The organism is Erythrobacter sp. SN6-5 (assembly GCF_057364945.1).
The window spans coordinates 2,001,378-2,025,302 of the sequence record NZ_CP200282.1; the positions used below are offsets into that span (position 1 = coordinate 2,001,378).

Here is a 23,925-nt window from a genome sequence, read left to right on the forward strand (position 1 = left end):
CTCAGTTGTATTCGATATAGGCGTCGTTGCGCAGATCCCGCAGGTAACGCTGAGCACGCTTGTTAATGCGCTCTTCCTCAATCTGGTTCATCACCGATTGAACGGTCGGGCTGCCTGCAATCTGCGGATCATCGCGGCCGCACAGCATCAGAACGCGCACACCCTCTGCGATTGAGCCGAATGGCGGTGTGGACTGACCAACTTGCAGATTGAGAACGATATTCTGCAATTGCTGAGGTAGCTGTCGAGCAGGAATTTGTTCGTTGGACACAACCGACGCGCCCAAGATGTCGCGCGCTGATTCCGCATCCGCGCATCCGCGAAGCTCTTGGATAAACGTACCGAATTGTTCGACCCGGCCCGCCGCCTGTTCCTCGGTCGTGCCTGGCTCAAAAGTGATGGAGATTTGCTTGAGGCTAAGCAGCGCTTCCAATGGATCGGCGGTTAGCACCTGACGCTTCTCAATCAGATACATAATCGTGAAGCCGCCTGGAATTTCCAGCGGTCCAACCAATTGGCCGGGTTGCATCTGCTGCGCGGCTTCAGCCATTGGACCAGGCAGTGTGCCGAGCCGGAGGAACCCGGTGTCGCCGCCAACCACGGCTGTGGTCGCTTCGGAATATTGACGCGCATAGGCCACAAAACTGCCGCCTTGCTGCAATTGCTCGACAATCTGCTGAGCATTCTGGCGCACTGCTTCGCGGTTTTCGGAGGTGGCGGACATATAAATCTCGCCGAGGCGATATTCGTCCGTTCCGCGATCCGCCTCCAGCCGTTTCAGCACTTCGCGTGCTTCTTCTTCAGAGACGTTGATGAATGCAGTGACATTGCGGCTAAGCACCCGCTGCCATGCCAATTCGCCCGTGATTTGACGCTTCAAAGAAGCGGGCGAAGAGCCGATGCTGCGCAGATAAGTGTCCATCGCGCTTGGGTCTTGACCAAAGTTCTGCGCGGCCAATTGCGCGTATGTTTGGTTCACTTCAGCAGGATCGACCGGCAGCTCAAGCTTCGTCGCCTCTTGGATTTGCAGAGTTTCATCAATTAAATTGCGCAGCACTTGGCGGCGCAACCGGGCCAATTCTTCTTCTGAAACCTGGTTTTCAGCGGCTGCCGTAACCAGGGCTACGCGCTGATCAATGTCTGTGCCGGTAATGACAAATTCATTCACGATCGCGGTCGCAGTGCGCACATTTGGGTTGGAGCTACCAAAAATGGTCACGCTGTCGGGGATGCCGAACGGATTGGCTGGCGCAGCTGCCTGTGCGAGCAGTGTCGCCGGAGCCGCTGCAAGACCTGCCAAAGCCGCCGGAGCGATAAGTTTTGACCAAAATTTGCGTGTCACGTGTAAATCCCGATTTTAATCTAAATGTATTTTGGTTTCCGCAGCTTACGCCATGGTAAGTCTTGCCGCGCAACCCTCTATCTCGCCCAATGCCAGCTCATGGCTTAACCATCGCTGAGCGTAATTTTGCGCCAAGAGCCGCGTTTCCCCCTGCGTTTTGCGCGAATAGCCGCTTTTTTTCGCTGTGCCAACGGCTTCGGCGTACTCCTCAACGGCTTATCGAAACCCGAGGTTGCGCAAGCTGAAGAACAGTTGGAACGTATTGCCTCGTGCTGCGTCACCGGCAGTGATGAAATCGCGCCGCCAGGTTAGCCCGAACTCAAGCTGTTCATCCTGATAAGCGACGCCAAGTCGGGTGCGGATCGGCTCAAACCCGTCAGGTGAGAAAGTCGGGTCTTCGTCTTCATTGGTGAGGTTGAACACACCAGAGCCAAAGATCGACCACCTGCGGTCAATTGCAACGCGTACCGCCGCGCGTGCTTCCTCGCGGTCTTGTAAATCTTCCAGGTCTTGAATGTCGCGATCAAGCCTGAGGTAACCGAGCTCAACATAGGTTCGCTGGCTGCCTATAGTCATATCGACTTCGTTACGGCGGATGGCCAAATTGTCTTTGTCGAGCCTGTATCGGTGGGTGAAGTTCACAAAGTCACGGAACCGCACTTCGGTGCGGCCGACGAAGTCAGATACACGCTCTGACAGGCCGGTGCCGTCTGGGAATATCTCGCGCGCAGCATCAAAGCGATAAGATTGACCGATGGTCGATTTGATCCGCCAGCCAGGTCGTTGTAGCTCCCAGTCGACGCCCCAGGTTACACGAACGCCGTCTTCGACCCGGTCATAGCCGGGGAAACGGTTGAGCGCGAAGAGGTTGGAATCCTCCAAATCGATTGCCCGCAGATCTTCATTTGGAACGGCTAGATTGCGGATCGGCGGGCTCGCGACCACTTGGACACGTGGCTTGAGAACCTGTGTGCCGCCAAAGGCTTCGCCAACAAAGGGCCATTCCACATCCACCGCTGCAATCGCGATTGCCCGCGCGGTCCAACCCGGATTGCCGCGATAAATCTCCGTTGCGGTAAGCAGTGTCCCATCAGTGTGATAGACATCGCCGCGAGCGAGTGCGCTTAGCGTCACCACTTGTCCAAAGTTCGTCAGACGCCGCAAATCCCACCGTGCACCTGCAAAGGCGCGCTGCGTGTCCTGACCATCTTTGCGCAAGAGGTTGAGCGAGTTGAACTGCAATTCCAGCTCGCCCCCGGCAACGGGATCAGCAATCCGGCGGCGGTAATCGATTGCTGGAAGAGCCACCGGAACTTGCCCTTGATCCGCACCAATTCGCAATGTCTGCGTCGCCCAGCCGAGCGATGGAGAGATAAGAATCGTTGTCGATGCGCTCCAGATTGATTGTGGAGCGTAGCCTGTCATCGCGGCTGAGGTCGTAGCGGCGCAGGAAAGTGCGGTCGCTCGCTAGCCGGATTGACCCGGTCAGGCTCCATTCGGGTGAGAATTGGAATTTGCCATTCGCATCCAGATGGCCGCGCGGATCGCTGGAGCTTGCCAGCGTCCCGTTATTGTCGACGATCCGGCGAGAATGTGTGGCATAGCCGGTGATCTGATAGGCGCCTTTGCTGGTCAGATGACGCCATTCGGCCGATACCATTGGCGCAACGTCGGTGTAGACAAACCCGCCAAGGGTCAGGTCCTTGTTTTCATCGATCCGCCAGTAATATTCGGTCGACAGCTCCAGGCCGTTGCTTTGCGAGATCCTCACATCGGGCACTAGGAAGCCGGAGACCGGCTGGCCATCAGTGCGGATCGCAAGACCGGGCAAGGGGAGAATGCGCGCGCCAAACAATTCAAGCACGGCTCCGCGGAAGCGGACCCTCGTATCCTCAGGGTCGTAGGTCACCCGGTCAGCAGTGATGCGCCAGCTGGGATTGTTGGCGCAGTCTTCCTGATCGGCTAGCGCGCAGGCTGTGTACGCCGCGTCGCTGAGCACGATTGTGCCGTCATCCCCGCGCTCGCCTGACCGCGCGGCCAAACGTCCGCCCGCTCGCAAAGCCAGCAGCAGGTCTTCCATCGCACCTGCTTCAAAAGTGTCGGTCAACTCGACGCTTTCAGTGAACAGTTGGTTGCCGCTTTCGTCGACCAAACGAACGTTTCCGCTGGCGAGGATTGTTCCGGTACTGCGGTCCCAGCGCACTTCGTCAGCGCGGACCGAGCGATCATCGCTGCGCAGGACGACGTTTCCACGAGCAGTGACAACGTCGGCGGTGTTGTCATAGGCAAGCTCATCGGCTTCGAAGTCTATGCGTTCACCGCTGTCTGTAGCCTGCGAATCTGAGAGGTCAGCTTCGGTGAGTGACTGGATTGGTTGAGGCAGAGGAGTGGTCTGCGGCGGATTGTACACCACCAGCTCTTGCTCCATCTGACGTTCTATCAGATCGAGTTCTTCCTGCGTCGGATTTGGCGTCTGGCCAAGCACAGGCGCAGACAATGACAAAGGCCCCGCCAGCAGCATTGCAATCGCTGCTGGACGCATCCGGCATAACACCTGTGTTGAAGCCGCGGCGCGTACGCCGTACCTGAAACCTCCCGACATGGCTTGCCTATCGCACCGCTCACGCCTAATCGCAATCGCCATTCCGCCACCTGTCGACCATAGCTTTCGCTTGGCGGCCAAATTGGCTCAAATTCCGGCTTTGACCGGAGGCACAACCCGGAGTTGTTATGCAAATCGAATTCAACGCCCAATCCCCATCCGATGTTCGCTTGGTAGCTCGCATTGTTAATCAAGGCGATTCCCTGAGCGATCTTGATGCAGCGCTGGCCGATGGTGCAAAGGCGGCTCGTTTTGCTGGGCGGGCTGGCCAGGTTTTTGAGGGCTTTGCAATGGACGACGGAGTGCTGCGCCGCGTTGCCTTGTCTGGGGCAGGCGAAGCATCGGCCGATGCGCGCCGCATGCATGTTGAACGCGCTGGCGCTGCACTGATCGCGAAGTACCTCACCTCGGGTGAAACCGAAATGGTGCTCGATCTGGGGCATGCGGATTTGTCTGGCGAAGAGGCCGCTGCCGTTCTGCTAGCGACGCGTCTGCGCGCATGGCGTCACGACAAATATCGCACCACGCTGGCGGAGGAGAAGAAAGCGACCTTGAAAAAGGTCTCCGTGATCAATGCCCCGGATGGCACCGAAGTCGCCTGGGTTGCGGCAGAGGCACTGGCCAAGGGCACCGAATTCACCCGCATGCTCGTCGCAGAGCCCGCCAATGTGGTCTATCCAGAGAGCTTTGTCGCTTTGTGTGAAGAGGCCTTTGCAGGCACAGGCGCTGAGCTGACCGTGCTGGACGAGGCCGAGATGACGAAATTGGGCATGGGCGCGTTGCTCGGCGTCGGACAGGGTTCAGAACGCGAATCGCGCATCCTCGCCATCCGCTGGAACGGCGGCACTGAAGGGGAAAAACCGACCGTGTTTGTCGGCAAAGGCGTGACCTTTGACACTGGCGGCATCTCGCTGAAGCCACCGGGCGGCATGGAAGATATGAAATGGGATATGGGCGGCGCAGGCGCGGTTGCTGGCGGCATGCTGTCCTTGGTTAGCCGCAAGGCGAAAGCCAATGTGATCGGCGTGCTCGGTCTGGTTGAAAATATGCCCGACGGAAAGGCACAGCGCCCTGGCGATGTTGTAACCACGATGAATGGTCAGACGGTCGAGGTTATCAACACTGACGCGGAAGGGCGTTTGGTTCTGTGTGATGCGCTGCATTGGGCGCAGGAAGAGTATAATCCGGTGCAAATCGTCGATTTTGCGACGTTGACCGGAGCGATGATCATCTCGCTTGGCCACGAGCATGGCGGCGTGTTCGCCAATGACGATGCGCTGGCCGACAAGCTGCTGGCAGCGGGCAAGAGCAGCGGTGATAAGCTGTGGCGCATGCCGATTGGCCCGGCCTACGACAAGCTGATCGACAGTCCGATTGCTGACATCAAAAACGTTGGCCCGCGTCCTGCCGGCTCAATCACAGCGGCGCAATTCCTTCACCGCTTTATCAAAAAGGGCACGCCGTGGGCGCACTGCGACATTGCGGGCATGGTCTGGGCGGACAAGCCGGGGCATAGCTGGGACAAGGGCGCAACTGGCTTTGGAGCGCGCCTGATCGATCAGTTCGTGGCGGATAACCTCGAGGGATAGGAGCGCGGCCTATCCCAAAAATGGGCAAAAAATCTGATCTGCCGAGCAAGATTTGCGCGAGCTGCGGCCTCCCATTCACTTGGCGCAAGAAGTGGGAGCGCGACTGGGATAATGTTCGCTTTTGCTCTGAGCGGTGCAGGAAGGCCAAACAGGTGCGCGCATGAAAGTGGATTTTTGGCAGCTATCGCGTGACCCGGTTGAAAAGGTCGTGGCGCTGATCGCAGGGCGGGTGCTCGGCTCTGATCAGCGACTGCTGGTGGTGGCTGGCGATACCCAGCGCCGTCAGGATATTTCGCGTGGGCTGTGGAAGGCTGGGCCGGAGAGTTTCCTCGCCAATGGCGATGCCTCCGGCGAGGGCGCGGAGCAGCATCCAATCCTGTTGTCGGACAAATGCGAGGCCCTGAACAGCGCCAGCCATGTCGTATTTGCGGATGGTCAATGGCGTGATCCAGCCGGGTTTGAGCGCGCTTTCCTGCTGTTCGATGAAACAAGCCTCGATGCCGCCAGTGCCACTTGGCGTTCGCTTGATGGGACAGAGGGTCTGGAGCGTTCATTCTTCCGCCAGGATGATGGCAAATGGGTCAAAGTCGCCTGAGCGCTTGCTTTGAGCGCAAGCTCAGCAGATGGTGCGCGCTGGTTTAAGGAGATCGTTATGCGCCGTTCCGCCATCCTAGTCGCAATCACGGTACTGCTTTCAGCATGTGGGTCCGACGCGTCGGGCGATCAGGCTGAGGCCCCCGGCGAGTACGCGATTGATGCGGAGACTGACGAGGCCAGCATGACGATCGAGACGGAAAACGGCTCCTCCACGGTTCGTTCCGGCGAAAATGTACCGGTCGAGTTGCCAGCGGGATTTTCGGTTTATCCGGGCGCGGCGGTGATCAACACCACCAGCTTCAAAGATGCGGAGACCCATGGCTCCATGCTGGTGATGGAGACGAAAGACAGCCCAGAGGAAGTGGCGGCTTTCTATCGCAAGCAGGCTGAGGAGGCAGGCATTCCAATCGAGTTTGAGATGGACGCGGACGGTGCACAAATACTGGGCGGCAAAGATGGCACAGGCCGCACGATTACGCTGAATGCTACACCCGAATCCGAAATCACCATGGCTCAGCTATTGGTTGGGTTTGACCCGGCCATGGCGGGCGACTGACCGCATTTCCCCAAAGTGCGTAGTCTCGACGAGTAAGTGCGGGGTTGCAGCGCAGCGGCGGCGCGGCTAGGGCGCGCGCCAGAAATCACACTGTGAAATTTCGTTTCGCACTCCCTTTTCGGCGGACCAAATTTGGCCGCCTTTATATCAAGGATATTCATCATGGCGGTTACCCGCACTTTTTCGATCATAAAGCCTGACGCAACTCGCCGCAATCTGACCGGTGCAGTCACTGCTATGCTCGAAGGCGCTAAGCCTTCGCGTTGTCGCATCCAAGCGCATCCACATGAGCCGCGAGCAGGCTGAAGGCTTTTACGCTGTTCACTCAGAGCGTCCGTTCTTTGGCGAACTCGTTGAGTTCATGATGAGCGAGCCTGTTGTTGTACAAGTGCTCGAAGGCGAAGACGCCGTGAAGCGCAACCGCGAGATCATGGGCGCAACCAACCCGGCGGAGGCCGATGCGGGCACCATCCGTAAGGAGCACGCGCTCTCAATCGGTGAAAACACCGTCCACGGTTCGGACAGCGAAGAGAATGCGAAGATCGAGATCGACTTCTTCTTCGGCGCAGACGAAATCGTCGGCTAATTCTCGGCTAGCAACAGCTGAACAAAGAGGGCTGCTCCATCAGGGGCGGCCTTTTTTGTGCGCCTAATCCTTTGGTGCCTGATCAAAGGCAGCCATTTGGCCCGCGTGAGCGGTGTGATCCGCGCTTTCATGGCCTGCCATTTCGCGCTGCATCGCGATCAGAGCCTCTCCGGATAGTTCAATGCCAAGGGCCTGATAGGTTCGTGCAATCTCCCGCTCCCAATCTTCACCAAGGGCGGTAAATTGTAAGTACGCTACCGGGCCATCCCAATTTTCGAGCGCTTCTTTCATCCGGGCGTCGCGCAGATCGAGCTTTCGCTGCCATTCCTGTTCGATCCAGCCGAGGTCACAATTGTCGCACTGAATGGTCATTTGATTGGCGACGATGGACACTGCACTGCGCAGTACATCCTCGCTGTCCCGCTGCGCTACGACCAGCCTGGCGTCCGGAAACTGCGCCAGCAATGCGGGCAAATCCTCGGAAAACTGAGGGACTTTCATAACCCGCGGGCGGTCCGCGACATTGCGATGCGCCGCATCAGTGCGCAGGATACGGGCAAACTCGCGGTAAACCGATCCCGCATCACGCGCTTCGCTCCACGCGCTATAGCTCGGGATGTGCCACTGGGTTTGATAAGTCGAATGATTGAGCGCGCACGCCAGCCAGCCGAGCTCTTCTTCAACCCGGCCAGAGCTCATTGGATGCAGCGCATCAATCCACGGGTTGAGCCGCCGCGCAATCGTGAGGTTGAGACCGCCCCAAAGGCGGCGCGCGTGCAGCTTACTCGGCACCGGGTGCCAGCTGTCGCAAAAGCGAGTGGAGGAATGTGCCGGATCGGCGGCGAGCAAGCGGTGCACACGGGTGGTGCCGGACCGCATGTGACCAATGATGATGATAGGCGGCGCGAGCGCGGTTTCAGTGAGCGCAGGCTTGGCCGACCACAATGCGCCGAATTGCAGGCGCTGTTTGATGACACGCACCAATTGGCCATGCGCCATGGCCCGACCGAGCGGGTTGAGATCCGCCTCGGCAACCACGCTTGCTGTCAGTTTTTCAAGTCTCAGTCGGAAGTCAGCGACATCTTCCTCGTTGCGGCCTGCGCGCTCATAAGCGCTTGCATTGTCGCCGAAGCTTTTGGTAGCGATGGCCCACAGTTCCTCCGCTTTGGTGGCGGGTTCTGGCAGCCACCCCTTTGACCACGCATGGCCCAGAAAGGCGCTGGACCGGTCGACCAATCGAGTGCGATCAAGCGGGGATGTGCGCGGCTGCATAAGTGCGGCTGGATTAAAACATGTCCGCTGCATCTTGCAGCTTGGTGAGGCGGGCCGGAGCAACCGAGCGCCAGCTGCGCGTGAGCCATTCTGACACACTGTCCCAGTCGATATCGACCCGGTTCAGAATCACGCCGACCCAACAGCTCGCGCCGTAAAACGCTGGCTTGTAATAGGCCTCTGGCTGAGCTTCGACGAGGTCCATCAGCTCGTCCATTCCGCTGGTTTTGACGAGCAATGCAATATGCTCGCTACCGTGGTGGCGGTCGCTGAAATAGGCGAAATATTTGCCGGTTTTCTCGCTGCCGACCCGAAAGCCTGGGGACCCATGGCTCTCCCGCTCATGCGTTTCGGGCAGAGCCAAAGCCAGCGTGCGGACGCGTTCAAACAGATGGGCCGGATCATTGCCGCGCGAAACGTAATCACTCACTGCGCGGGGATAGAGCTGATGCTCTGCTATTTTCACCCTCTCTGCCAAAGCGTCAGGTGTGTCATCCGGCGCGATCTGAACCTCTACCTGCGCAAGCACTTCACCGGCATCGAGCTCTGGCACGACCAAATGCACACTTGCCCCGCCATGGCTGTCTCCCGCATCGATTGCGCGGGCGTGGGTTTCCAACCCCTTGTATTTGGGGAGTAGGGAAGGATGGATATTGATCAGCCGACCCAGCCAGCGCGTGACAAATTCATCCGACAGTATCCGCATGTAGCCAGCCAGCACGATGTAGTCTGTGCCAGCTTTGCGCGCCGCTTTTTCCATCGCAAGGTCATGGCTCTCGCGGGTGTGGCCCTTATGCGAATGGACGAATGTAGAGATGCCCTCCAATTCGGCGAGCTTCAGCCCCCCGGCATCCGCTTTGTTGCTCGCCACCAGTACTATTTCGAACGCGGAACCGGGGAGCCTGCTAGCATAGAGCAATGCGGCCATATTGGTGCCGGTGCCCGAAATGAAGACCGCAATTTTGGCCTTTTCAGCCACTATGCGTCACGTCCCAATCTGCGGTCGCTGACCATACTCCCGCGGCGCCTATGACGGTGCAACCGCGCGGACCGCCAGCGATCTCGCCGATGTTCAGCACTGTTTCGCCCGCCGCCTCGAGACGCTTGGTCACGTCCTCAACATCGTCTGGGTCGACCGACAGAACCATGCCCACGCCGCAATTGAACGTCCGGGCCATTTCGGCTGGCTCGATGTGGCCTTGCGCTTGCAAGAAAGCCATCAGCCGGGGCTGAGGCCAATTTGCGGCATCAACCATGGCATGGGCACCCTCGGGCAGGATGCGCGGGATATTCTCCAACAATCCGCCGCCGGTAATATGCGCCAGACCATTGATCAGTCCTTCGCGAACCAGCGGCAGCAGGCTCGCCACATAAATGCGGGTCGGCTCGATCAAAGCGTCAATCAGCAGCCGTTCCTGATCGAAAATGGCTAAGCCGATCGAGCTTCCATTCAAAGTCCTCGGCCAGTTTGCGCACCAGCGAATAGCCATTCGAGTGAACGCCAGAGCTGGCAAGACCCAGCAGCACATCGCCCGGCGCCACTTTCTCGCCGGTCAGTTGCTCGCCGCGTTCGACCGCACCAACGCAAAATCCAGCAAGGTCATAGTCGCCCGGTGCGTACATGCCCGGCATCTCGGCGGTTTCGCCGCCGATCAGCGCGCAGCCAGCTTGCTTACAGCCATCGGCAATGCCGGCGACAACGCGCTCTGCAATGCCGTTTTCCAGCTTTCCAGTCGCGAAATAGTCAAGAAAAAACAAAGGCTCCGCGCCCTGAACGATCAAATCATTGACGCACATGGCGACCAAATCGATCCCCACGGTGTCATGGCGGTCATGCTCAATCGCCAGCTTCAGCTTGGTGCCAACCCCATCATTGGCCGCGACCAATAAAGGGTCTTCGTAGCCAGCGGCCTTTGGGTCGAAGAACCCTCCAAAGCCGCCCAGCTCGCTGGTGGCGCCAGGGCGCGCGGTCGACTTAGCCAAGGGGCCGATTGCTTTGACCAGAGCATTGCCGCCAGCGATTGAAACACCGGCCTGCTCGTAAGTATATGGGGAGTTCTTGCCACTCATGGTCATCGTTTAGCCATTCGCGCTTGGAATTCCACTCGTCTTTCGGCAAAAGGCGCAAGCTTTTCCCCGATGAGAATGCTTTCTGCCTCGAACGGCCCTATGCCGACCGCTCAGCCAACCTGCTGGAACCGTGCCTTTTCAAGGGCTTTGGCAGTGATTGGCGTGTTTGCGCTGCTGAGTGTCGGATTGGCAATCGCTTTGGCTCAGGTGTCGGGGAATCGCGGCATCGCGCCGACGGCCTCATCAAGCGACATTGATGTGCGCGGCATTGAGGTCGATGTGAAAGGCGATACGGGCGAAGAAGCGCGCCAAGAGGCATGGAAACGGGCGCAGCGGCTGGCCTGGGAAAAGGTCAACGGGCCATCTGTTTCGGACAGCCAGCTTAATGCAATGGTATCTGCAATTGTGATTGAGCGAGAACGGATTGGGCCGAAACGCTACATTGCGACCCTTGGCGTGATCTTTGATCGCCAGCGGGCTGGACGTTATCTGGGCGGCGAAGCACAGAAGCGCAGCTCGGCCCCGATGCTGGTTATGCCGGTCTCGGTATCGGGCGGGGCTTACACCGTATTTGAAGTTCGCAACCCATGGCAAAGAGCGTGGGCGGAATACAATCCGGGGACCAGCCGGATCGACTATGTCCGGCCCAGCGGCGCCGGGGGCGATTCGCTGCTGCTCAACTATGGTCAGGTCAGCCGCCGTAGCCGTGCCTGGTGGCGGGCTGTACTCGATCAATACACTGCCGCTGATGTCCTGGTGCCGGTGGCGAAGCTGGAGCATCAATATCCCGGCGGACCAATCGAGGGCACATTCACTGCGCGTTACGGCCCGGATAGCACCTATCTCGACGGATTTTCGCTGACGGCGGAAAACTCGAGAGAATTGCCCGCTATGCTGAGCCAAGCGGTGGAACGCTTCGACAATATTTTTGAGCAGGCTCTGGTGGATGGGAAATTGCGTCCAGATCCCACCCTGCGTCTTGGCGGTTCAGGTCAGGTGGATCCTGCGCTGCAGCGCCTGATTGAGATCGGGCGCGCTATTCGCGCCCGCGAAGCGGCAGCAGCAGCTCAGGCTGCCGATCCTGGGTTAGAAGGAGCAACGCCGACTGACACCCCGACGCCAGAGGCCGTCGTTGTGAACAGTTTCGTCGTCCAATTTGCTACGCCGGATGCGGCCAGCTTTGATGCGGCAATCGGGGCCGTTCGCGGGACCGGCGGCGTGCGCGGCACGGCCGTTACCAGCACAGCGATTGGCGGAACTTCGGTTATGAGCGTCAGCTTTGGCGGTGATTTGAGCCAGCTTGCAGCCGCACTGCGGGCACGCGGCTTTAATGTGCGTCAGGGCGCAAACGCACTCGCCATCAGCCGCTAAAGGCGGCAAAGCTCGTTTCCAAGATGTCACAAATCGCACTTCCGCTTGAGACACGCAGTCAGGGCGACCCCTCACGGATTATCGTTGGCAATGCCAATGTGGGCGTGGTTGAGGCCTTGTCTGACCCGTCCGGTTGGCCGTTCCGAACAGCGGTGCTCACAGGCCCTGCACGCTCCGGCAAGAGCCTGATCGGGCGCTGGGCATCGACGCAGGGCATAAATGTAGTCGATGAGGCAGATGGTGAAGACGAGACGGAGCTGTTTCATCGCTGGAACGCAGCGCAGGAAAACGGAGTTCCACTGTTGCTGATCGCCAATGCGCAGCCTTGGCAAATAACGCTGCCCGATTTGCGTTCGCGGGTAGGAGGCTCGCTTCAGCTTGAAATTGGTGAACCGGACGATGAAATGGCGGCGGAACTGATCCATGCGATTGCCGAGCAGCGCAGCCTGTCACTGGCCGATGGAGCGGCGGATTATCTGATCCCGCGCGCGGTCCGTAGCTATGTAGCGATTGAGCGACTTGTCGTCGCAATTGATCGGATCAGCCTTGAACGTCAGGTCCCGGCCACCATGTCAGTTTGGCGTGACGCGCTGGAGGCAACGCACGGTCCAGACCAGCAACGGCTGCTGTGATGGAATTTGCAAAATCCGCGCGTTTGGCCGAAGGAGTAAATCATGTTTGATCGGCTAAAATCCTATTTGGACTCGATCCATGCGCGCGATCCTGCCCCGCGATCGCGTTGGGAAATCCTATTGTATCCAGGGGTTTCTGCGTTGTTCTTTCACCGAATTGCGAGCTGGCTATTCGACGCAAAACTGTATTTTATCGCACGACTTGTGAACCATATTTCCCGGTTTCTCACGGCTGTTGATATCCATCCTGGCGCGAAAATCGGGAAGAACTTCTTCATTGATCACGGCTTCACGGTGATCGGCGAAACGGCTGAAATCGGTGACAATGTGACAATTTATCAATGTGTCACCTTAGGTGGCACAAACCCGACAAATGGCGAGGGCGGTAAACGCCATCCAACCTTGTGTGACAATGTGATCATCGGTTCCGGGGCACAGATTATTGGCCCTATCACCGTGGGTAAGCGCGCCCGTGTAGGCGCAAACGCAGTCGTGACCGATGATGTTCCAGAAGGGGCGACTATGGTGGGGCTAAAGGCGCGATCCACGCTTGTACCAGCGGAAGAATGGATCAAAGAATTCACCCCCTACGGCACTCCCAATTGCGAGGATGCAGAGGGCAACCGCGTGGATTGTGTTGAGAAGCTCGAAGGTGAAATCGCGGCTTTGCGGGCAGAGATGAATGCATTGAAGTCCGGTGTACCGTTGCAAGATCAAGACGCGCATGAGCAAGTGCTTAGCCGCCAAGCGTAGCGGAAATGATCGCGCATGAGCGCAAGCACTGTACCGGATGGTTCTGTTGTTGCCTTTCCAGGCCGCACGCAGGGCCAAGTCGGCTTTGAGCGCGAAGAATTACAGCGCATCCTGGATCTCTACGGCCGCATGGTGGCTGCCGGTGAATGGCGCGATTACGCGATGGATTTTGACAAAAGTGCGGCGATGTTCTCAGCTTTCCGTCGTGCCGCTGAGCGACCGCAGGCGCGGATCGAAAAGCGCCCAAGTCTGCGCCAGAAGCAGGGTATGTGGACGCTCTTTGGCGAGCATGGCCAAGCGCTCAAACGTGGGCATGATCTGGCAAATGTCCTTGCTCCGGTTGAGCGGCGACTTGTGAAAGCGGTCGACGATTAATACCAGCCTTTATGCAAAGACGTCTTGCACTCCGATTTCTTGTTCTTGAACGTTGGTGATCTCGCGGATCATTCCGATGAGGCAATAAGCGGCTGCGATTGATAGAATGCTGCTAACTACCCCCATTATTAAGCTGATCTGATAGGCTCCCGCATCGTCGTTCAATGACAATCTCGTACTTTGCCAACCGATGATATTTCCTAGAATCCAACAACCCCACCAGGCCTTAATGTCAAAGGGCGCCTCACCGCCGAAATCGTTGCTTAGGCCAAAGCTAGTATTCCATAGCTCTTTCATTGCCTGAAACGGCTTAAACAAGTTGGCAATTGGGATGAAATACCATCCGACGGCCCAGCCGGGTGAAAACTCCAAATCACTATGGCCGGCATCGATTAAGTTGGTGTGTGCACGATGAATCCACATCGCCACTACGACAATACAACCAATAAGAACGGGTAGCTGCGCGACGTAAAAAACTGCGAAAACAGCGGTTAGAGTGGACAGCTCAATCGCGGTCATGTCGATTACGCCCGCAAGTTCAAGTACCTCTCCAAGTAGATAAATCACCATCGCAACAAGAAAGATATAGAGCGCAATGATCGCTCGTTGTTTGCGTGCGATGAGGACTCTTATTCCGTCAGAAATTTCCATAATTCCCCCGTTTGTAGGCCCACAACTTGTGTGAACTCTGCCGGGTTAACAAGTGGGGGGTGGCAGTTATAGACCTCTTTAAGGGAAGTTCTCAGAGGCGATGAGTCATTGAAATCCTAGCTGGAATGCCAGCTTTTTCGGTAGTTAAAACGCAGATAGCCCTCACGCATTTCTACGCGAGGGCTATCCAGTTGTGAGATTTAAACGCTGTAGTACTTCAGAAATTTAGCTGCGAGCGCTGCTTGGGCCAGTGCCAGTTACTTTTTGCATGGCTTTCAGGATCGCGCCCGACTGCTCATTGCCAGACTGCGGAGCAACCAGGTTTGAGAAATCGCTGATGTCGTCCCAGCGCGCGGCAAAGCCTTCAACGGTGCGCTCTTCGTCAGTGAGCCACACAGCGTCGTTCATTACGGTCCATGCAGAGTGGAAGCCGCCAGCGCCAGCGCCGACAATAGCGTTGGTTGGTGCGTCTTCGCTGACCAGGAACAGAGCCGCTGGAACAACGCTTTCAGGCGCGAACAGCTTAAAGGCTTCTTCCGGGAAGAGGTCTTCGGTCATGCGAGTGCCAGCCACTGGTGACAGCGAGTTGCAGCGAATGTTGTACTTCGCGCCTTCGAGTTGCAGCGTCTTGGTGAGGCCAGCGAGGCCCAGCTTTGCCGCGCCGTAGTTTGCTTGGCCGAAATTACCGAACAGGCCGGTGGAGCTGGCGGTCATGAGGACCCGGCCATAGGCCTGCTCGCGGAAGGTTTCCCAGCATGCTTTGGTGACAAAAGCAGAGCCGGTGAGGTGAACTTTCAGAACGAACTCAAAGTCATCCGGGGTCATCTTGGCAAAGGTCTTGTCGCGCAGGACGCCAGCATTGTTGATGAGAACGTGAACGCCGCCCCATTTTTGCTTGGCGTCGGCAACCATCTTTTCCATTTGGTCATATTCAGTCACCGAGCCGCCATTGGCTATCGCTTCGCCGCCAGCCGCTTCGATTTCAGCAACCACTTCAGCAGCCGCGTCTGACGTGCCGGTGCCATCGCGTGAACCGCCGAGGTCATTGACGACAACCTTCGCGCCGCGCTTTGCCAGCTCAAGCGCGTATGCCTTGCCCAGGCCTCCGCCTGCACCGGTTACGATTGCTACCTTGTCTTTGAAATCGATGGTCATGGCTTGTATCTCCTGCGAGTGGTGTGGCGCGGTTTACGCGCGCGTAAAGTTTGTGTGGGCGCTGCGTGGCAGTTTCTTTGCTGCGATGCAACACCGCTGGGCTGGGATATCGTGTGCCGTAAGGGCAGGCTAAGGCCTTAGAGCGATTCCAAGGCAGAAATCAGGCCATCGAACGAGATCAATGACAGCATTTCCGCCCAATTCGTGCGGCGGTTTGTCGCAATAGCCATAGGCCGCGACTATCACTGGCACGCCAGCGGCTTTGGCTGCTGCTACATCGTAAGAGCTGTCTCCGACAAAGGCGAAGGCAGACGAATTGCATGCTGTTTTCGCGGCCAGAATGGGCTCTGGATGAGGCTTGGACAGGAATGTGCCGTCGGGCCCTTTGCCCATGCTGTCGCCGCCGATAATTGTGACGAAGCGTTCCGTCAGGTCCAACGTATCCAGAATATTGGTCGCAAACTCTTCAAACTTGTTGGTGACGACCGCCATTTTGACACCGCGCGCGGCCAGTTCGTCCAGCGCTTCGAGTACGCCGGGGTAGGGCCTGGAGTACACAGCGCTATTTTGCGAGTAATAGCGCAACATGGCCTTGTAGAGCTTGCGAAACTCTTCTTTCGGCAATCCGCCCTGGGCGTCTATCGCGCGCGCCAGCATGATCTTTGCGCCGCCTCCGATCAGGTCTTTTGAACTGTCCACCGGGACCGGATCAAAACCGCCCAGTTCCAGCGCATGGTTCACCGCTGTGCCCAAATCGCGAAACGTGTCTAGCAGGGTACCATCAAGGTCGAAGCCTACGGCATCAAAGGGGAAATCTGTCATGCCGATGCGGTTGGCCCAACAGACGTGAAAACGCAAGGTTTTGCGCGTGCACGGCTTCACTTCATGCAAGCAGACTTATAAGGCAGGCTGCATGACTGATTTTGCTGCCATCATCCTTGCCGCGGGCAAGGGAACCCGGATGAAATCCGACCTTCACAAAGTGCTTCACCCGATTGCAGGGCGGCCCATGCTGGACCATCTGATGGCCGCGGTTGATGAGCTTAGCCCGGCGCGGCGCGTTGTCGTGGTTGGCGCCGGTAAGGAGCAAATCGAGGCGGCTGTCGCTGGCCGTGCCGATACCGCTTTGCAAGAACCGCAGCATGGCACGGGCCATGCGGTGCAGCAGGCGCAGGTCCCGCTAGAGGGCTTCGATGGCGATGCGCTAGTGCTTTACGGCGATGTCCCGTTTGTAAGAGCGCAGACTATGCAGACTATGCTGGAGCGATTGCATCAGGATGATGCGCCAGCGGTTGTGGTGCTGGGCTTTGAGCCGGAGGATGCGTTGCAATATGGCCGCGTGATTGCCGGTAACGACGGCGCAATTAGCAAGATGGTCGAATTCAAAGATGCGAGCGCATCAGAGCGCGCGTGCCGGATGTGCAATTCCGGCCTGATGGCGGCGAGCGCCAAGGATATGTTTGCTCTGCTGAACCGGGTCGATAACGACAATGCTCAGGGCGAATACTACCTGCCCGACATCGTCAATATTGCAATTGCAGATGGCCGCGTGTGTGCGGTGGTCAGCACCGATGATCCTGATGAAGTTGCAGGCATCAATTCGCGCAGTGAGCTCGCCCAGGCAGAAGCGCGCTGGCAAGCCGCGCGACGCGAACAGGCGATGGTGGACGGTGCCAGCCTCCGCGCGCCTGAGACTGTGTTCTTCAGCTACGATACGAAGATCGGTCGTGATGTCACGATTGAACCCAATGTCGTGTTTGGCCCCGGCGTCACTATCGCTGATGGCGCGCATATCAAAGCGTTTAGTCACCTTGAAGGCGCGTCTGTGAGGGGCAGCGCACAGGTCGGTCCGTTTGCTCGGCTACGGCCTGGTGCGGTGCTGGAAGAGGGTGCCTTCGTTGGCAACTTTGTCGAGATGAAAAAGGCGAGACTTGGGCCTGGCGCAAAGGCAAGTCATCTAACCTATCTTGGCGATGCGACCGTCGGCGCTGGCGCGAATATCGGTGCGGGCACCATCACCTGCAATTACGACGGCTATTTCAAATATCAAACCGTGATTGGCGAGCGCGCCTTTATCGGCTCAAACAGCGCCTTGATCGCGCCGGTTACTATCGGCGCCGACGCGATTGTTGCGGCAGGTAGCGCGGTTAGCCGAGATGTTGCCGACGGAGAGCTGCGCATGGTGCGGGCCGAGCAATTCGTGAAGCCAGGTTGGGCCGATCGTTTCCACGATACGATGAAAAAGAAGAAGGCGGCGAAGAAGAAGGCGTGATTGAGGGTAAATAATTCCTCTGAGTTTCATGCTCGCCTGGCTTGCCGATACTAGATTGGTCAAAGTCGCGGCGGAGTAAGGGGACTCCGCCGCAACATTCGGTACCAGGTCGAAGACTAGACCAGTATTGTGAGGCTTACGCCTCTTCGAGAGAGCGGATGCGATAGACGTTTCCGCCTGTCTCGCGCTCCCATTGCTCAAATTCTGCACGGCTGAGCAAATAGCGCTCGCGGGCCTCATCAAAACTGATCACTTCCTCGCGTACGGCGCGTACGACGTCTGCCTTGCGAGCCTTTGACCAGTGTACTCGGTGTGAGTGGGGCAAGCCTGCACGCTTGATTGCCTCAGCGATGGATATGTCGCGCGGATAAGCCATTAGATAATCTCCTATTACCGCCCCCGGTGATAGAAAATTGAGCCTCAGAGACTTAATTCCGTCTTTTCAAACATGGTTAATTTTGACCTAACCACCTTATAGGTGCTGCCCGCGCGACGAACCGTTGGGAAAGTGTCGGATGTGCTTACACAGCTTGATGCACAAAGGGCGACCGATGCGTTTTATGCACCGATCGCCCTTCGATTGAGACTCGCTGAGATGCTGAAATTCAGCCCTGAGAGGCGGCTTCAACCTATCTCTCGCGGTTATCCATAAGGCGCTTCATCAGATAGACATATTGCAACGCCTGAAGCTTGGCGCGTTGTTCGTTATCAACCCCGCCAGAGTGCCCGCCGGTCATATCTTCGAAGTAATAATAGGGCTGACCCAGCGCTTTCAGTTTGGCCGCGCCTTTACGGGCGTGGGCCGGATGCGTGCGATCATCCGCGGTTGAAGCCCACAGGAATGGGGCAGGGTAATCCACACCCTCGATGATCTTTTGATAGGGCGAGTAGCCTTCTATCCATGCGCGCTGCTCCGGAATGCGCGGGTCGCCATATTCACCAATCCACGAAGCGCCGCGCCCGATCACGTGGTAACGCAGCATATCGAACAACGGGATCGCAACGATTGCCGCGCCGAACAGGTCGGGCCGCTGAGTGAAGGCCGTGCCGACTAGCAAGCCGCCTTGGGATCCGCCTTGGATGCCGAGATGCTGAGGCGAGGTGAAGCCGCGCCCGACCAGATCCTCACCCACGGCGATGAAATCGTCCCAGGTGCGTTGCTTGTTCTCGCGGATGGCCGTTTGGTGCCAACCTGGGCCAAATTCGCCGCCGCCGCGTAGGTTGGCCAGCACGTAAGCGCCGCCTTTCTCCAGCCACAGCTTGCCAGTGGTGCCCATATATCCAGGCAGACGCGGGATCTGGAAACCGCCATAACCGCTCATTAAGACCGGGGTGTTGCCGTCCATCGCCATACCTTTGGGTTTGACGATGAAGTAAGGGATTTTCGTTCCATCGGCGCTGGTGGCCTGATGTTGCTCAACCTCCATACCGGTCTTGTCGAACCGGCTGGGCGAGGTCTTGAGCACTTCTGGAGCGCCGCCATCGGAATAGTACAAAGTCGTTGGATTAAGGAAATCCGTGACGGTGAACATGATCTGGTCGGTTTCTGATGAAGATGCCGCAATGCCGAGTGTCGCATTGTCCGGCAGATTGACCTGCTCGCTGACCCATTCGCCATCTTTGAAGTTGAACTGCAAAACCTTGCCAACGACATTGTCGAGCATCGTCACGAACAACGCATTGCCCGTGATGGCTCCGCCGCGCTTCGTCTGGCGCTCCGCTGGTGCCCAAACCAGAGTTTTGGCCGCGCCGTTCGGATCGGCTTTCCATTCTTCCAGATCGACCGCGATCAGGCTGTCCGCAGGGAAGGTCTGGCCGTCCACCTCCCAATCAACATCAGTTGAATAGAGCAGGTGCCCATCGACAATCCCGTAAGGAGACGCCTTCTTAGGGATATCAAGCTGTACCCATTGGTCGTCCTTGGAAACGAAATACTCACTTTCGTGAAAACTGACGCCCCGAAATGCCGTCATCGCATGGACAGTGCCCGTATTGTCGCGCAGCAAGTTGGCGCTAGCCCACACGTCGGACTTTTCGCCGCGGAACACTTCGCGTGCGTCGGCCAAAGCCGTGCCACGCTTCCACAGCCGTGAGGTAAAGGGGTATTCGCTCTCTGTAAGAGTGTCGCCGCCAAAGTCCCGGCCGACAAGCAGGGTGTCTTCATCGAGCCACTGAATGCCGCCCTGGCTTTTCTCACTGAGCTCAAAACCGCCTTCGACAAAGCTCTTGGTAGAGGTGTCGAACTCCCGCATGATGGTGGCATCTTCACCGCCATCTGACAGCGCAATCATACATTTATTGAGGGCAGGGGGCAGACAGGTTGAACCCTGATAGACCCATTCTTTACCTTCGGCAGCGGCGAGCGCATCCACGTCCAGAATGGTTTCCCATTCCGGTTCATCGCTCTGGTAGCTTTCCAGGCTTGTACGACGCAGGAGACCCTTCGGGTTCTCCTTATCCTGCCAGAAATTGTAGAGGCCATCCGGGCGGAAGCTCACATAGGGAATGCGATCTTCGCTGTCGAAAATGGCGAGTGCTTCGGCTTTTAATGCTTCAAAGCGGGGATCAGCTTCCATCGCGGCAAGCGTCAGTGCATTTTCGTTTTCAACCCAGGCGAGGGCTTCCTCGCTGCGTGCTTCCTCCAGCCAGATGTAGGGATCCTGTTCTGGGCCGGGCACGCCATCGGCGGCAGGTTCAGCATCAGCGGCTTGTTCGTCGGCTGCGGCCGGTGTTGCGGCGGTCATCGCAAGCACTCCGGCAAGCGCTGCCGAAATTGCGTATTTGGAAACAAGTTTCAAATGTCCTCTCCAATGAGAATTCGCGTCAGAGTATCAGCGCAGAGAGTGGCAATTTGCAGCGCATATGGGAAGCGAAAAGATCGCCAAATCGCCGCGCTTCATGCTCGCCCGATGGCCGAAGAGATTTACATCATTTTACAGACCAGAGTTAATCCGCGTTAACTTTTTTGCCGTCTAACCGTGTGCAGACGCGAACTTCTAAACACCAAGGATCACACGATGCACACGGCAGGCAATCACGAACTCGCAAAGGCAAGAAGCCTTACTCTAATGATCAACGGCAAATCAGAATCCGCAATGATTGTCTGGCTTACGCAAACCGATGCTGAGATTGTGATGGATGACAGCCTCAAACTGAAAGCAAACCAAAAGATGTATTTGCTGGTTGCTGGATTCCTCAGCCTGCCGCTGCGCGTCCGCAGCGTTTACGGCAAGCATGTCAGCCTGAAATTTGAGCAGCGCGTTCAGCGCTCGCTGATCGACTTTATCGCGCAAGAAATGCCGGGTGCAGGCATTGCAGAAACCCTCGATGAGCTGGAAGAGCGCGCCATGCCTATGCCGCAATGCGCCAGCGTGCTGATGGGCCAAGCGGCTTAATCGGAAAGAAAAAGGGCGACCCGTTAAAGCCGCCCCTTTCAAAATTCAATTGATGTCGGTTCGCACTTAGGCTTCGACATGCTCCGCCAGCACAGTCAAACCAGTATCGCCAACTTCGGCAAAACCGCCCTTAACTTCAATGGTTTCCGGCTCTGCGCCTTCGGTCTTGTAAATCTGCACCGCCCCATCGCGAATAGTCGACATGAAGGGCGCGTGGCCCTCCAAGACGCCGAATTCGCCCTCGGCACCGGGCACGACGACCATGTGGACGTCTTCGCTACGGACCTGACGGGCAGGGGTTACGAGTTCAAAGTGGAGAGCCATCAGACTTACCTTTAAGCGCCCTTAGGCGTCCTCAGCCATTTCAGCGGCTTTCTTGACTACGTCTTCGATGCCGCCAACCATGTAGAAGGCTTGCTCTGGAAGGTGATCGTACTCGCCTTCGACAACGGCCTTGAACGACGCAACGGTGTCTTCCAGCTGTACGAAGCAGCCTGGGATGCCGGTGAAGACCTCAGCAACGTGGAACGGCTGCGAGAGGAACTTCTGGATCTTACGTGCACGGGCAACGGTCAGCTTATCTTCTTCAGAAAGCTCGTCCATGCCGAGAATGGCGATGATGTCTTGCAGCGACTTGTACTTCTGCAGGGTCTCTTGGACCTTACGAGCGGTCTCATAGTGCTCTTGGCCAACAACGCGCGGTTCGAGAACGCGGCTGGTGGAATCGAGCGGGTCAACCGCCGGGTAGATGCCCAGCTCAGAGATCGCGCGGTTCAGCGTGGTCGTCGCGTCAAGGTGAGCAAACGAGGTTGCTGGCGCAGGGTCGGTAAGGTCATCGGCAGGCACGTAAATTGCCTGAACCGAAGTAATCGAACCCTTGGTGGTCGAAGTGATGCGCTCTTGCAGGTTACCCATGTCGGTCGACAGGGTTGGCTGATAGCCCACCGCTGAAGGAATACGGCCGAGCAGAGCGGACACTTCCGAGCCAGCCTGCGTAAAGCGGAAAATGTTATCGACGAAGAACAGAACGTCCTGGCCTTCTTGGTCACGGAAATATTCCGCCATGGTCAGACCGGACAGGGCAACGCGGGCACGGGCACCAGGAGGCTCGTTCATTTGGCCGAATACGAGGGCCACTTTTGAGCCTTCTGGGGTCGCGACGCCGTTTTCGTCTTTCTTGATTACCTCTGCGTCAAGGAACTCGTGATAGAGATCGTTACCTTCGCGGGTACGCTCACCCACGCCGGCGAACACGGACACGCCGCCGTGGCCCTTTGCAATGTTGTTGATCAGTTCTTGAATAAGAACCGTCTTGCCAACACCAGCACCGCCGAATAGGCCGATCTTACCGCCCTTTGCGTAAGGTGCGAGAAGGTCGATGACTTTAATGCCGGTCACGAGAATGGCCGCTTCGGTCGACTGGTCGATGAAGGCAGGTGCCTCTGCGTGGATCGGCATAGATTTTTCTGCGCCAACCGGGCCGAGTTCGTCGATCGGTTCACCAATCACGTTCATGATGCGGCCGAGCGTTTTCGGGCCAACCGGCACAGAGATTTGCTTGCCAGTTGAGATTACTTCGCTGCCGCGGGTGAGGCCTTCGGTCGCATCCATCGCAATGGTGCGAACGGTGTTCTCACCGAGGTGCTGAGCAACTTCAAGAACGAGCGTGTTGTCGCCGTTCTTGGTCTCGAGTGCGGACAAAATCGCTGGCAGTTCACCTTCGAACTGTACGTCAACGACAGCGCCGATGACCTGGGCAATGGTGCCATTGGTAGTCTGGTTGAGGGCGGGTGCGGTAGCCATGGTGTTTCCTTAGCCTGTGATTCTTACAGCGCTTCTGCGCCAGCAATAATTTCGATAAGTTCGGTGGTAATCGCGGCCTGGCGGCTGCGGTTGTATTGAATTGTCAGTGAGTTGATGAGGTCGCCGGCATTGCGGGTCGCATTGTCCATAGCGGTCATCGAGGCGCCTTGTTCTGACGCCTCACGCTCTAGCAGAGCGCTGAAGATTTGCGTCTTCACGTGGCGCGGCAGCAGCTCTTCAAGGATTTCCTCTTCGCCTGGCTCATACTCAACCACAGCGTCACTGTCCTCAGTGACTTCGGGCGAGGGGACCGGGATAAGCTGAGTGGTGGTTGGGTTTTGCACCAGTGCCGATTGGAAATCCGGGCGGATCAGGTGAGCCACGTCAAATGCGTTGGCATCGAACATCTCGACCAGCTCAGCTGCAATCGCGTCTGCTTCTTCAAAGCCCGGAGTGCGGACGTTTGAGGTATCGAAATGCTTGGCAATGCCATCGGGATATTCGCGCTTGATCGGCGCGCGGCCCTTTTTGCCGACGAGGTAGAAGGAGACGTCCTTGCCCTCAGCAATCAGCTTCTTCGCCTGAATCTTTGCCTCTTTGACCAGGTTTGAGTTCAAGCCGCCGCACAGGCCCTTATCCGTGTTGACCAGCACCAGCATATGACGCTGGTTCTTGCCATTGCCAGCGAGCAGGCGCGGCGCACCGTCGCCGCTCACCTTACTGGCAAGCGAGGCCATAACGGCTGAGAGCCGCTCTGCATAAGGGCGCGCAGCTTCAGCAGCGGCCTGCGCACGGCGCAATTTCGCCGCTGCGACCATCTGCTTAGCCTTGGTGATCTTCTGAGTCGATTTAACCGACCCGATCCGATCCTTAAGTTCCTTAAGTGAAGCCATTGGCTATCCCC

Annotated in this window: 23 protein-coding genes and 2 pseudogenes; 11 read left to right on the forward strand and 14 right to left on the reverse strand. The window is 57.5% G+C overall.

Annotated features, from left to right (window positions below; translation table 11 throughout):
* Position 1 precedes the first annotated feature (1 nt).
* From AC0V6Z_RS09890 to AC0V6Z_RS09900, 3 genes are all read right to left on the reverse strand, one after another.
* The gene (locus AC0V6Z_RS09890; protein WP_472638339.1) at positions 2–1,342 is read right to left on the reverse strand and encodes a peptidylprolyl isomerase; all 1,341 of its coding nucleotides are present in this window, start codon (positions 1,340–1,342) and stop codon (positions 2–4) included.
* A gap of 216 nt (positions 1,343–1,558) precedes the next feature.
* A complete protein-coding gene (locus tag AC0V6Z_RS09895; protein WP_472638340.1) occupies positions 1,559–2,650 on the reverse strand; it encodes an LPS-assembly protein LptD in 1,092 nt (363 codons plus the stop codon).
* Positions 2,610–3,863, reverse strand: coding sequence for an LPS-assembly protein LptD (locus AC0V6Z_RS09900; protein ID WP_472638341.1), 1,254 nt, complete (start codon positions 3,861–3,863; stop codon positions 2,610–2,612). The genes AC0V6Z_RS09895 and AC0V6Z_RS09900 overlap by 41 nt, the downstream gene beginning before the upstream one ends.
* 209 nt (positions 3,864–4,072) lie before the next feature.
* Between AC0V6Z_RS09900 and AC0V6Z_RS09905 the strand changes: the two genes are divergently transcribed.
* From AC0V6Z_RS09905 to ndk, 5 genes and pseudogenes are all read left to right on the forward strand, one after another.
* Positions 4,073–5,533 carry a leucyl aminopeptidase gene (locus tag AC0V6Z_RS09905; RefSeq protein WP_472638342.1) on the forward strand — a complete coding sequence of 487 codons (1,461 nt, stop codon included), beginning with the start codon at positions 4,073–4,075 and terminating at the stop codon, positions 5,531–5,533.
* A 20-nt stretch (positions 5,534–5,553) separates the two neighbouring features.
* Positions 5,554–5,697: a DUF2256 domain-containing protein gene (locus AC0V6Z_RS09910; protein WP_472638343.1), complete on the forward strand. Its 144-nt coding sequence runs from the start codon at positions 5,554–5,556 to the stop codon at positions 5,695–5,697.
* The gene (locus AC0V6Z_RS09915) at positions 5,694–6,128 is read left to right on the forward strand and encodes a DNA polymerase III subunit chi (protein WP_472638344.1); all 435 of its coding nucleotides are present in this window, start codon (positions 5,694–5,696) and stop codon (positions 6,126–6,128) included. The genes AC0V6Z_RS09910 and AC0V6Z_RS09915 overlap by 4 nt, the downstream gene beginning before the upstream one ends.
* Positions 6,129–6,185: 57 nt before the next feature.
* Positions 6,186–6,686 carry a hypothetical protein gene (locus AC0V6Z_RS09920; protein ID WP_472638345.1) on the forward strand — a complete coding sequence of 167 codons (501 nt, stop codon included), beginning with the start codon at positions 6,186–6,188 and terminating at the stop codon, positions 6,684–6,686.
* 162 nt (positions 6,687–6,848) lie between these two features.
* A pseudogene (gene ndk, locus AC0V6Z_RS09925) lies at positions 6,849–7,272 on the forward strand (nucleoside-diphosphate kinase).
* Between the two features lie 63 nt (positions 7,273–7,335).
* Here ndk and AC0V6Z_RS09930 read toward each other — a convergent pair.
* From AC0V6Z_RS09930 to purM, 3 genes and pseudogenes are all read right to left on the reverse strand, one after another.
* Complete coding sequence (locus AC0V6Z_RS09930; protein ID WP_472638346.1) at positions 7,336–8,544, reverse strand: sulfotransferase family protein; 1,209 nt, start codon at positions 8,542–8,544, stop codon at positions 7,336–7,338.
* A gap of 13 nt (positions 8,545–8,557) precedes the next feature.
* Entirely contained in the window at positions 8,558–9,523 is a 966-nt protein-coding gene (gene purN / locus AC0V6Z_RS09935) for a phosphoribosylglycinamide formyltransferase (protein ID WP_472638347.1), read from the reverse strand.
* Positions 9,516–10,614 (reverse strand): annotated as a pseudogene (purM, locus tag AC0V6Z_RS09940) (phosphoribosylformylglycinamidine cyclo-ligase). Before purM ends, purN begins: the two are co-directional and overlap by 8 nt.
* Positions 10,615–10,683: 69 nt before the next feature.
* Between purM and AC0V6Z_RS09945 the strand changes: the two are divergent.
* Genes AC0V6Z_RS09945 through AC0V6Z_RS09960 form a run of 4 tightly spaced genes read left to right on the forward strand, consistent with a single transcriptional unit; the run spans position 10,684 to position 13,745 of the window.
* On the forward strand, positions 10,684–11,985 hold the full coding sequence (locus AC0V6Z_RS09945; protein ID WP_472638348.1) for a heavy-metal-associated domain-containing protein: 1,302 nt from the start codon (positions 10,684–10,686) through the stop codon (positions 11,983–11,985).
* A gap of 23 nt (positions 11,986–12,008) precedes the next feature.
* On the forward strand, positions 12,009–12,617 hold the full coding sequence (locus AC0V6Z_RS09950; protein WP_472638349.1) for a P-loop NTPase family protein: 609 nt from the start codon (positions 12,009–12,011) through the stop codon (positions 12,615–12,617).
* Between the two features lie 42 nt (positions 12,618–12,659).
* Complete coding sequence (gene epsC / locus AC0V6Z_RS09955) at positions 12,660–13,370, forward strand: serine O-acetyltransferase EpsC (RefSeq protein ID WP_472638350.1); 711 nt, start codon at positions 12,660–12,662, stop codon at positions 13,368–13,370.
* Between the two features lie 15 nt (positions 13,371–13,385).
* The gene (locus tag AC0V6Z_RS09960; protein WP_472638351.1) at positions 13,386–13,745 is read left to right on the forward strand and encodes a DUF2794 domain-containing protein; all 360 of its coding nucleotides are present in this window, start codon (positions 13,386–13,388) and stop codon (positions 13,743–13,745) included.
* Between the two features lie 9 nt (positions 13,746–13,754).
* Here AC0V6Z_RS09960 and AC0V6Z_RS09965 read toward each other — a convergent pair whose 3' ends face one another.
* The 3 genes from AC0V6Z_RS09965 to AC0V6Z_RS09975 all read right to left on the reverse strand — a co-directional run bounded on the left by AC0V6Z_RS09965 (position 13,755) and on the right by AC0V6Z_RS09975 (position 16,373).
* On the reverse strand, positions 13,755–14,396 hold the full coding sequence (locus AC0V6Z_RS09965) for a DUF4328 domain-containing protein (protein ID WP_472638352.1): 642 nt from the start codon (positions 14,394–14,396) through the stop codon (positions 13,755–13,757).
* A gap of 225 nt (positions 14,397–14,621) precedes the next feature.
* Complete coding sequence (locus AC0V6Z_RS09970) at positions 14,622–15,551, reverse strand: SDR family NAD(P)-dependent oxidoreductase (RefSeq protein ID WP_472638353.1); 930 nt, start codon at positions 15,549–15,551, stop codon at positions 14,622–14,624.
* A 129-nt stretch (positions 15,552–15,680) separates the two neighbouring features.
* Positions 15,681–16,373: an HAD-IA family hydrolase gene (locus AC0V6Z_RS09975; RefSeq protein WP_472638354.1), complete on the reverse strand. Its 693-nt coding sequence runs from the start codon at positions 16,371–16,373 to the stop codon at positions 15,681–15,683.
* Between the two features lie 91 nt (positions 16,374–16,464).
* Here AC0V6Z_RS09975 and glmU point away from each other — a divergent pair, with 91 nt between their 5' ends.
* Positions 16,465–17,823 carry a bifunctional UDP-N-acetylglucosamine diphosphorylase/glucosamine-1-phosphate N-acetyltransferase GlmU gene (gene glmU, locus AC0V6Z_RS09980; RefSeq protein WP_472638355.1) on the forward strand — a complete coding sequence of 453 codons (1,359 nt, stop codon included), beginning with the start codon at positions 16,465–16,467 and terminating at the stop codon, positions 17,821–17,823.
* Positions 17,824–17,959: 136 nt separating this feature from the next.
* On the opposite strand, the gene AC0V6Z_RS09985 is transcribed toward glmU, so the two are convergent.
* Both AC0V6Z_RS09985 and AC0V6Z_RS09990 read right to left on the reverse strand, forming a co-directional pair.
* Positions 17,960–18,199, reverse strand: a complete 240-nt coding sequence (locus tag AC0V6Z_RS09985; protein WP_472638356.1) for a DUF1153 domain-containing protein — start codon at positions 18,197–18,199, stop codon at positions 17,960–17,962.
* A 253-nt stretch (positions 18,200–18,452) separates the two neighbouring features.
* Positions 18,453–20,621 (reverse strand): prolyl oligopeptidase family serine peptidase, encoded by a 2,169-nt coding sequence (locus AC0V6Z_RS09990; protein WP_472638357.1) that lies wholly within the window; start codon positions 20,619–20,621, stop codon positions 18,453–18,455.
* Positions 20,622–20,840: 219 nt separating this feature from the next.
* Here AC0V6Z_RS09990 and AC0V6Z_RS09995 point away from each other — a divergent pair, with 219 nt between their 5' ends.
* Complete coding sequence (locus AC0V6Z_RS09995; RefSeq protein WP_472638358.1) at positions 20,841–21,218, forward strand: hypothetical protein; 378 nt, start codon at positions 20,841–20,843, stop codon at positions 21,216–21,218.
* 66 nt (positions 21,219–21,284) lie between these two features.
* Here the strand turns inward: AC0V6Z_RS09995 and AC0V6Z_RS10000 are convergent, their stop codons facing one another.
* The 3 genes from AC0V6Z_RS10000 to AC0V6Z_RS10010 are packed head-to-tail and all read right to left on the reverse strand — an operon-like array spanning position 21,285 to position 23,914.
* Positions 21,285–21,542, reverse strand: a complete 258-nt coding sequence (locus AC0V6Z_RS10000) for an ATP synthase F1 subunit epsilon (RefSeq protein WP_472638359.1) — start codon at positions 21,540–21,542, stop codon at positions 21,285–21,287.
* Positions 21,543–21,563: 21 nt separating this feature from the next.
* Positions 21,564–23,021: a F0F1 ATP synthase subunit beta gene (atpD, locus tag AC0V6Z_RS10005; protein ID WP_472638360.1), complete on the reverse strand. Its 1,458-nt coding sequence runs from the start codon at positions 23,019–23,021 to the stop codon at positions 21,564–21,566.
* A 23-nt stretch (positions 23,022–23,044) separates the two neighbouring features.
* A complete protein-coding gene (locus AC0V6Z_RS10010; protein WP_472638361.1) occupies positions 23,045–23,914 on the reverse strand; it encodes a F0F1 ATP synthase subunit gamma in 870 nt (289 codons plus the stop codon).
* Positions 23,915–23,925 lie beyond the last annotated feature (11 nt).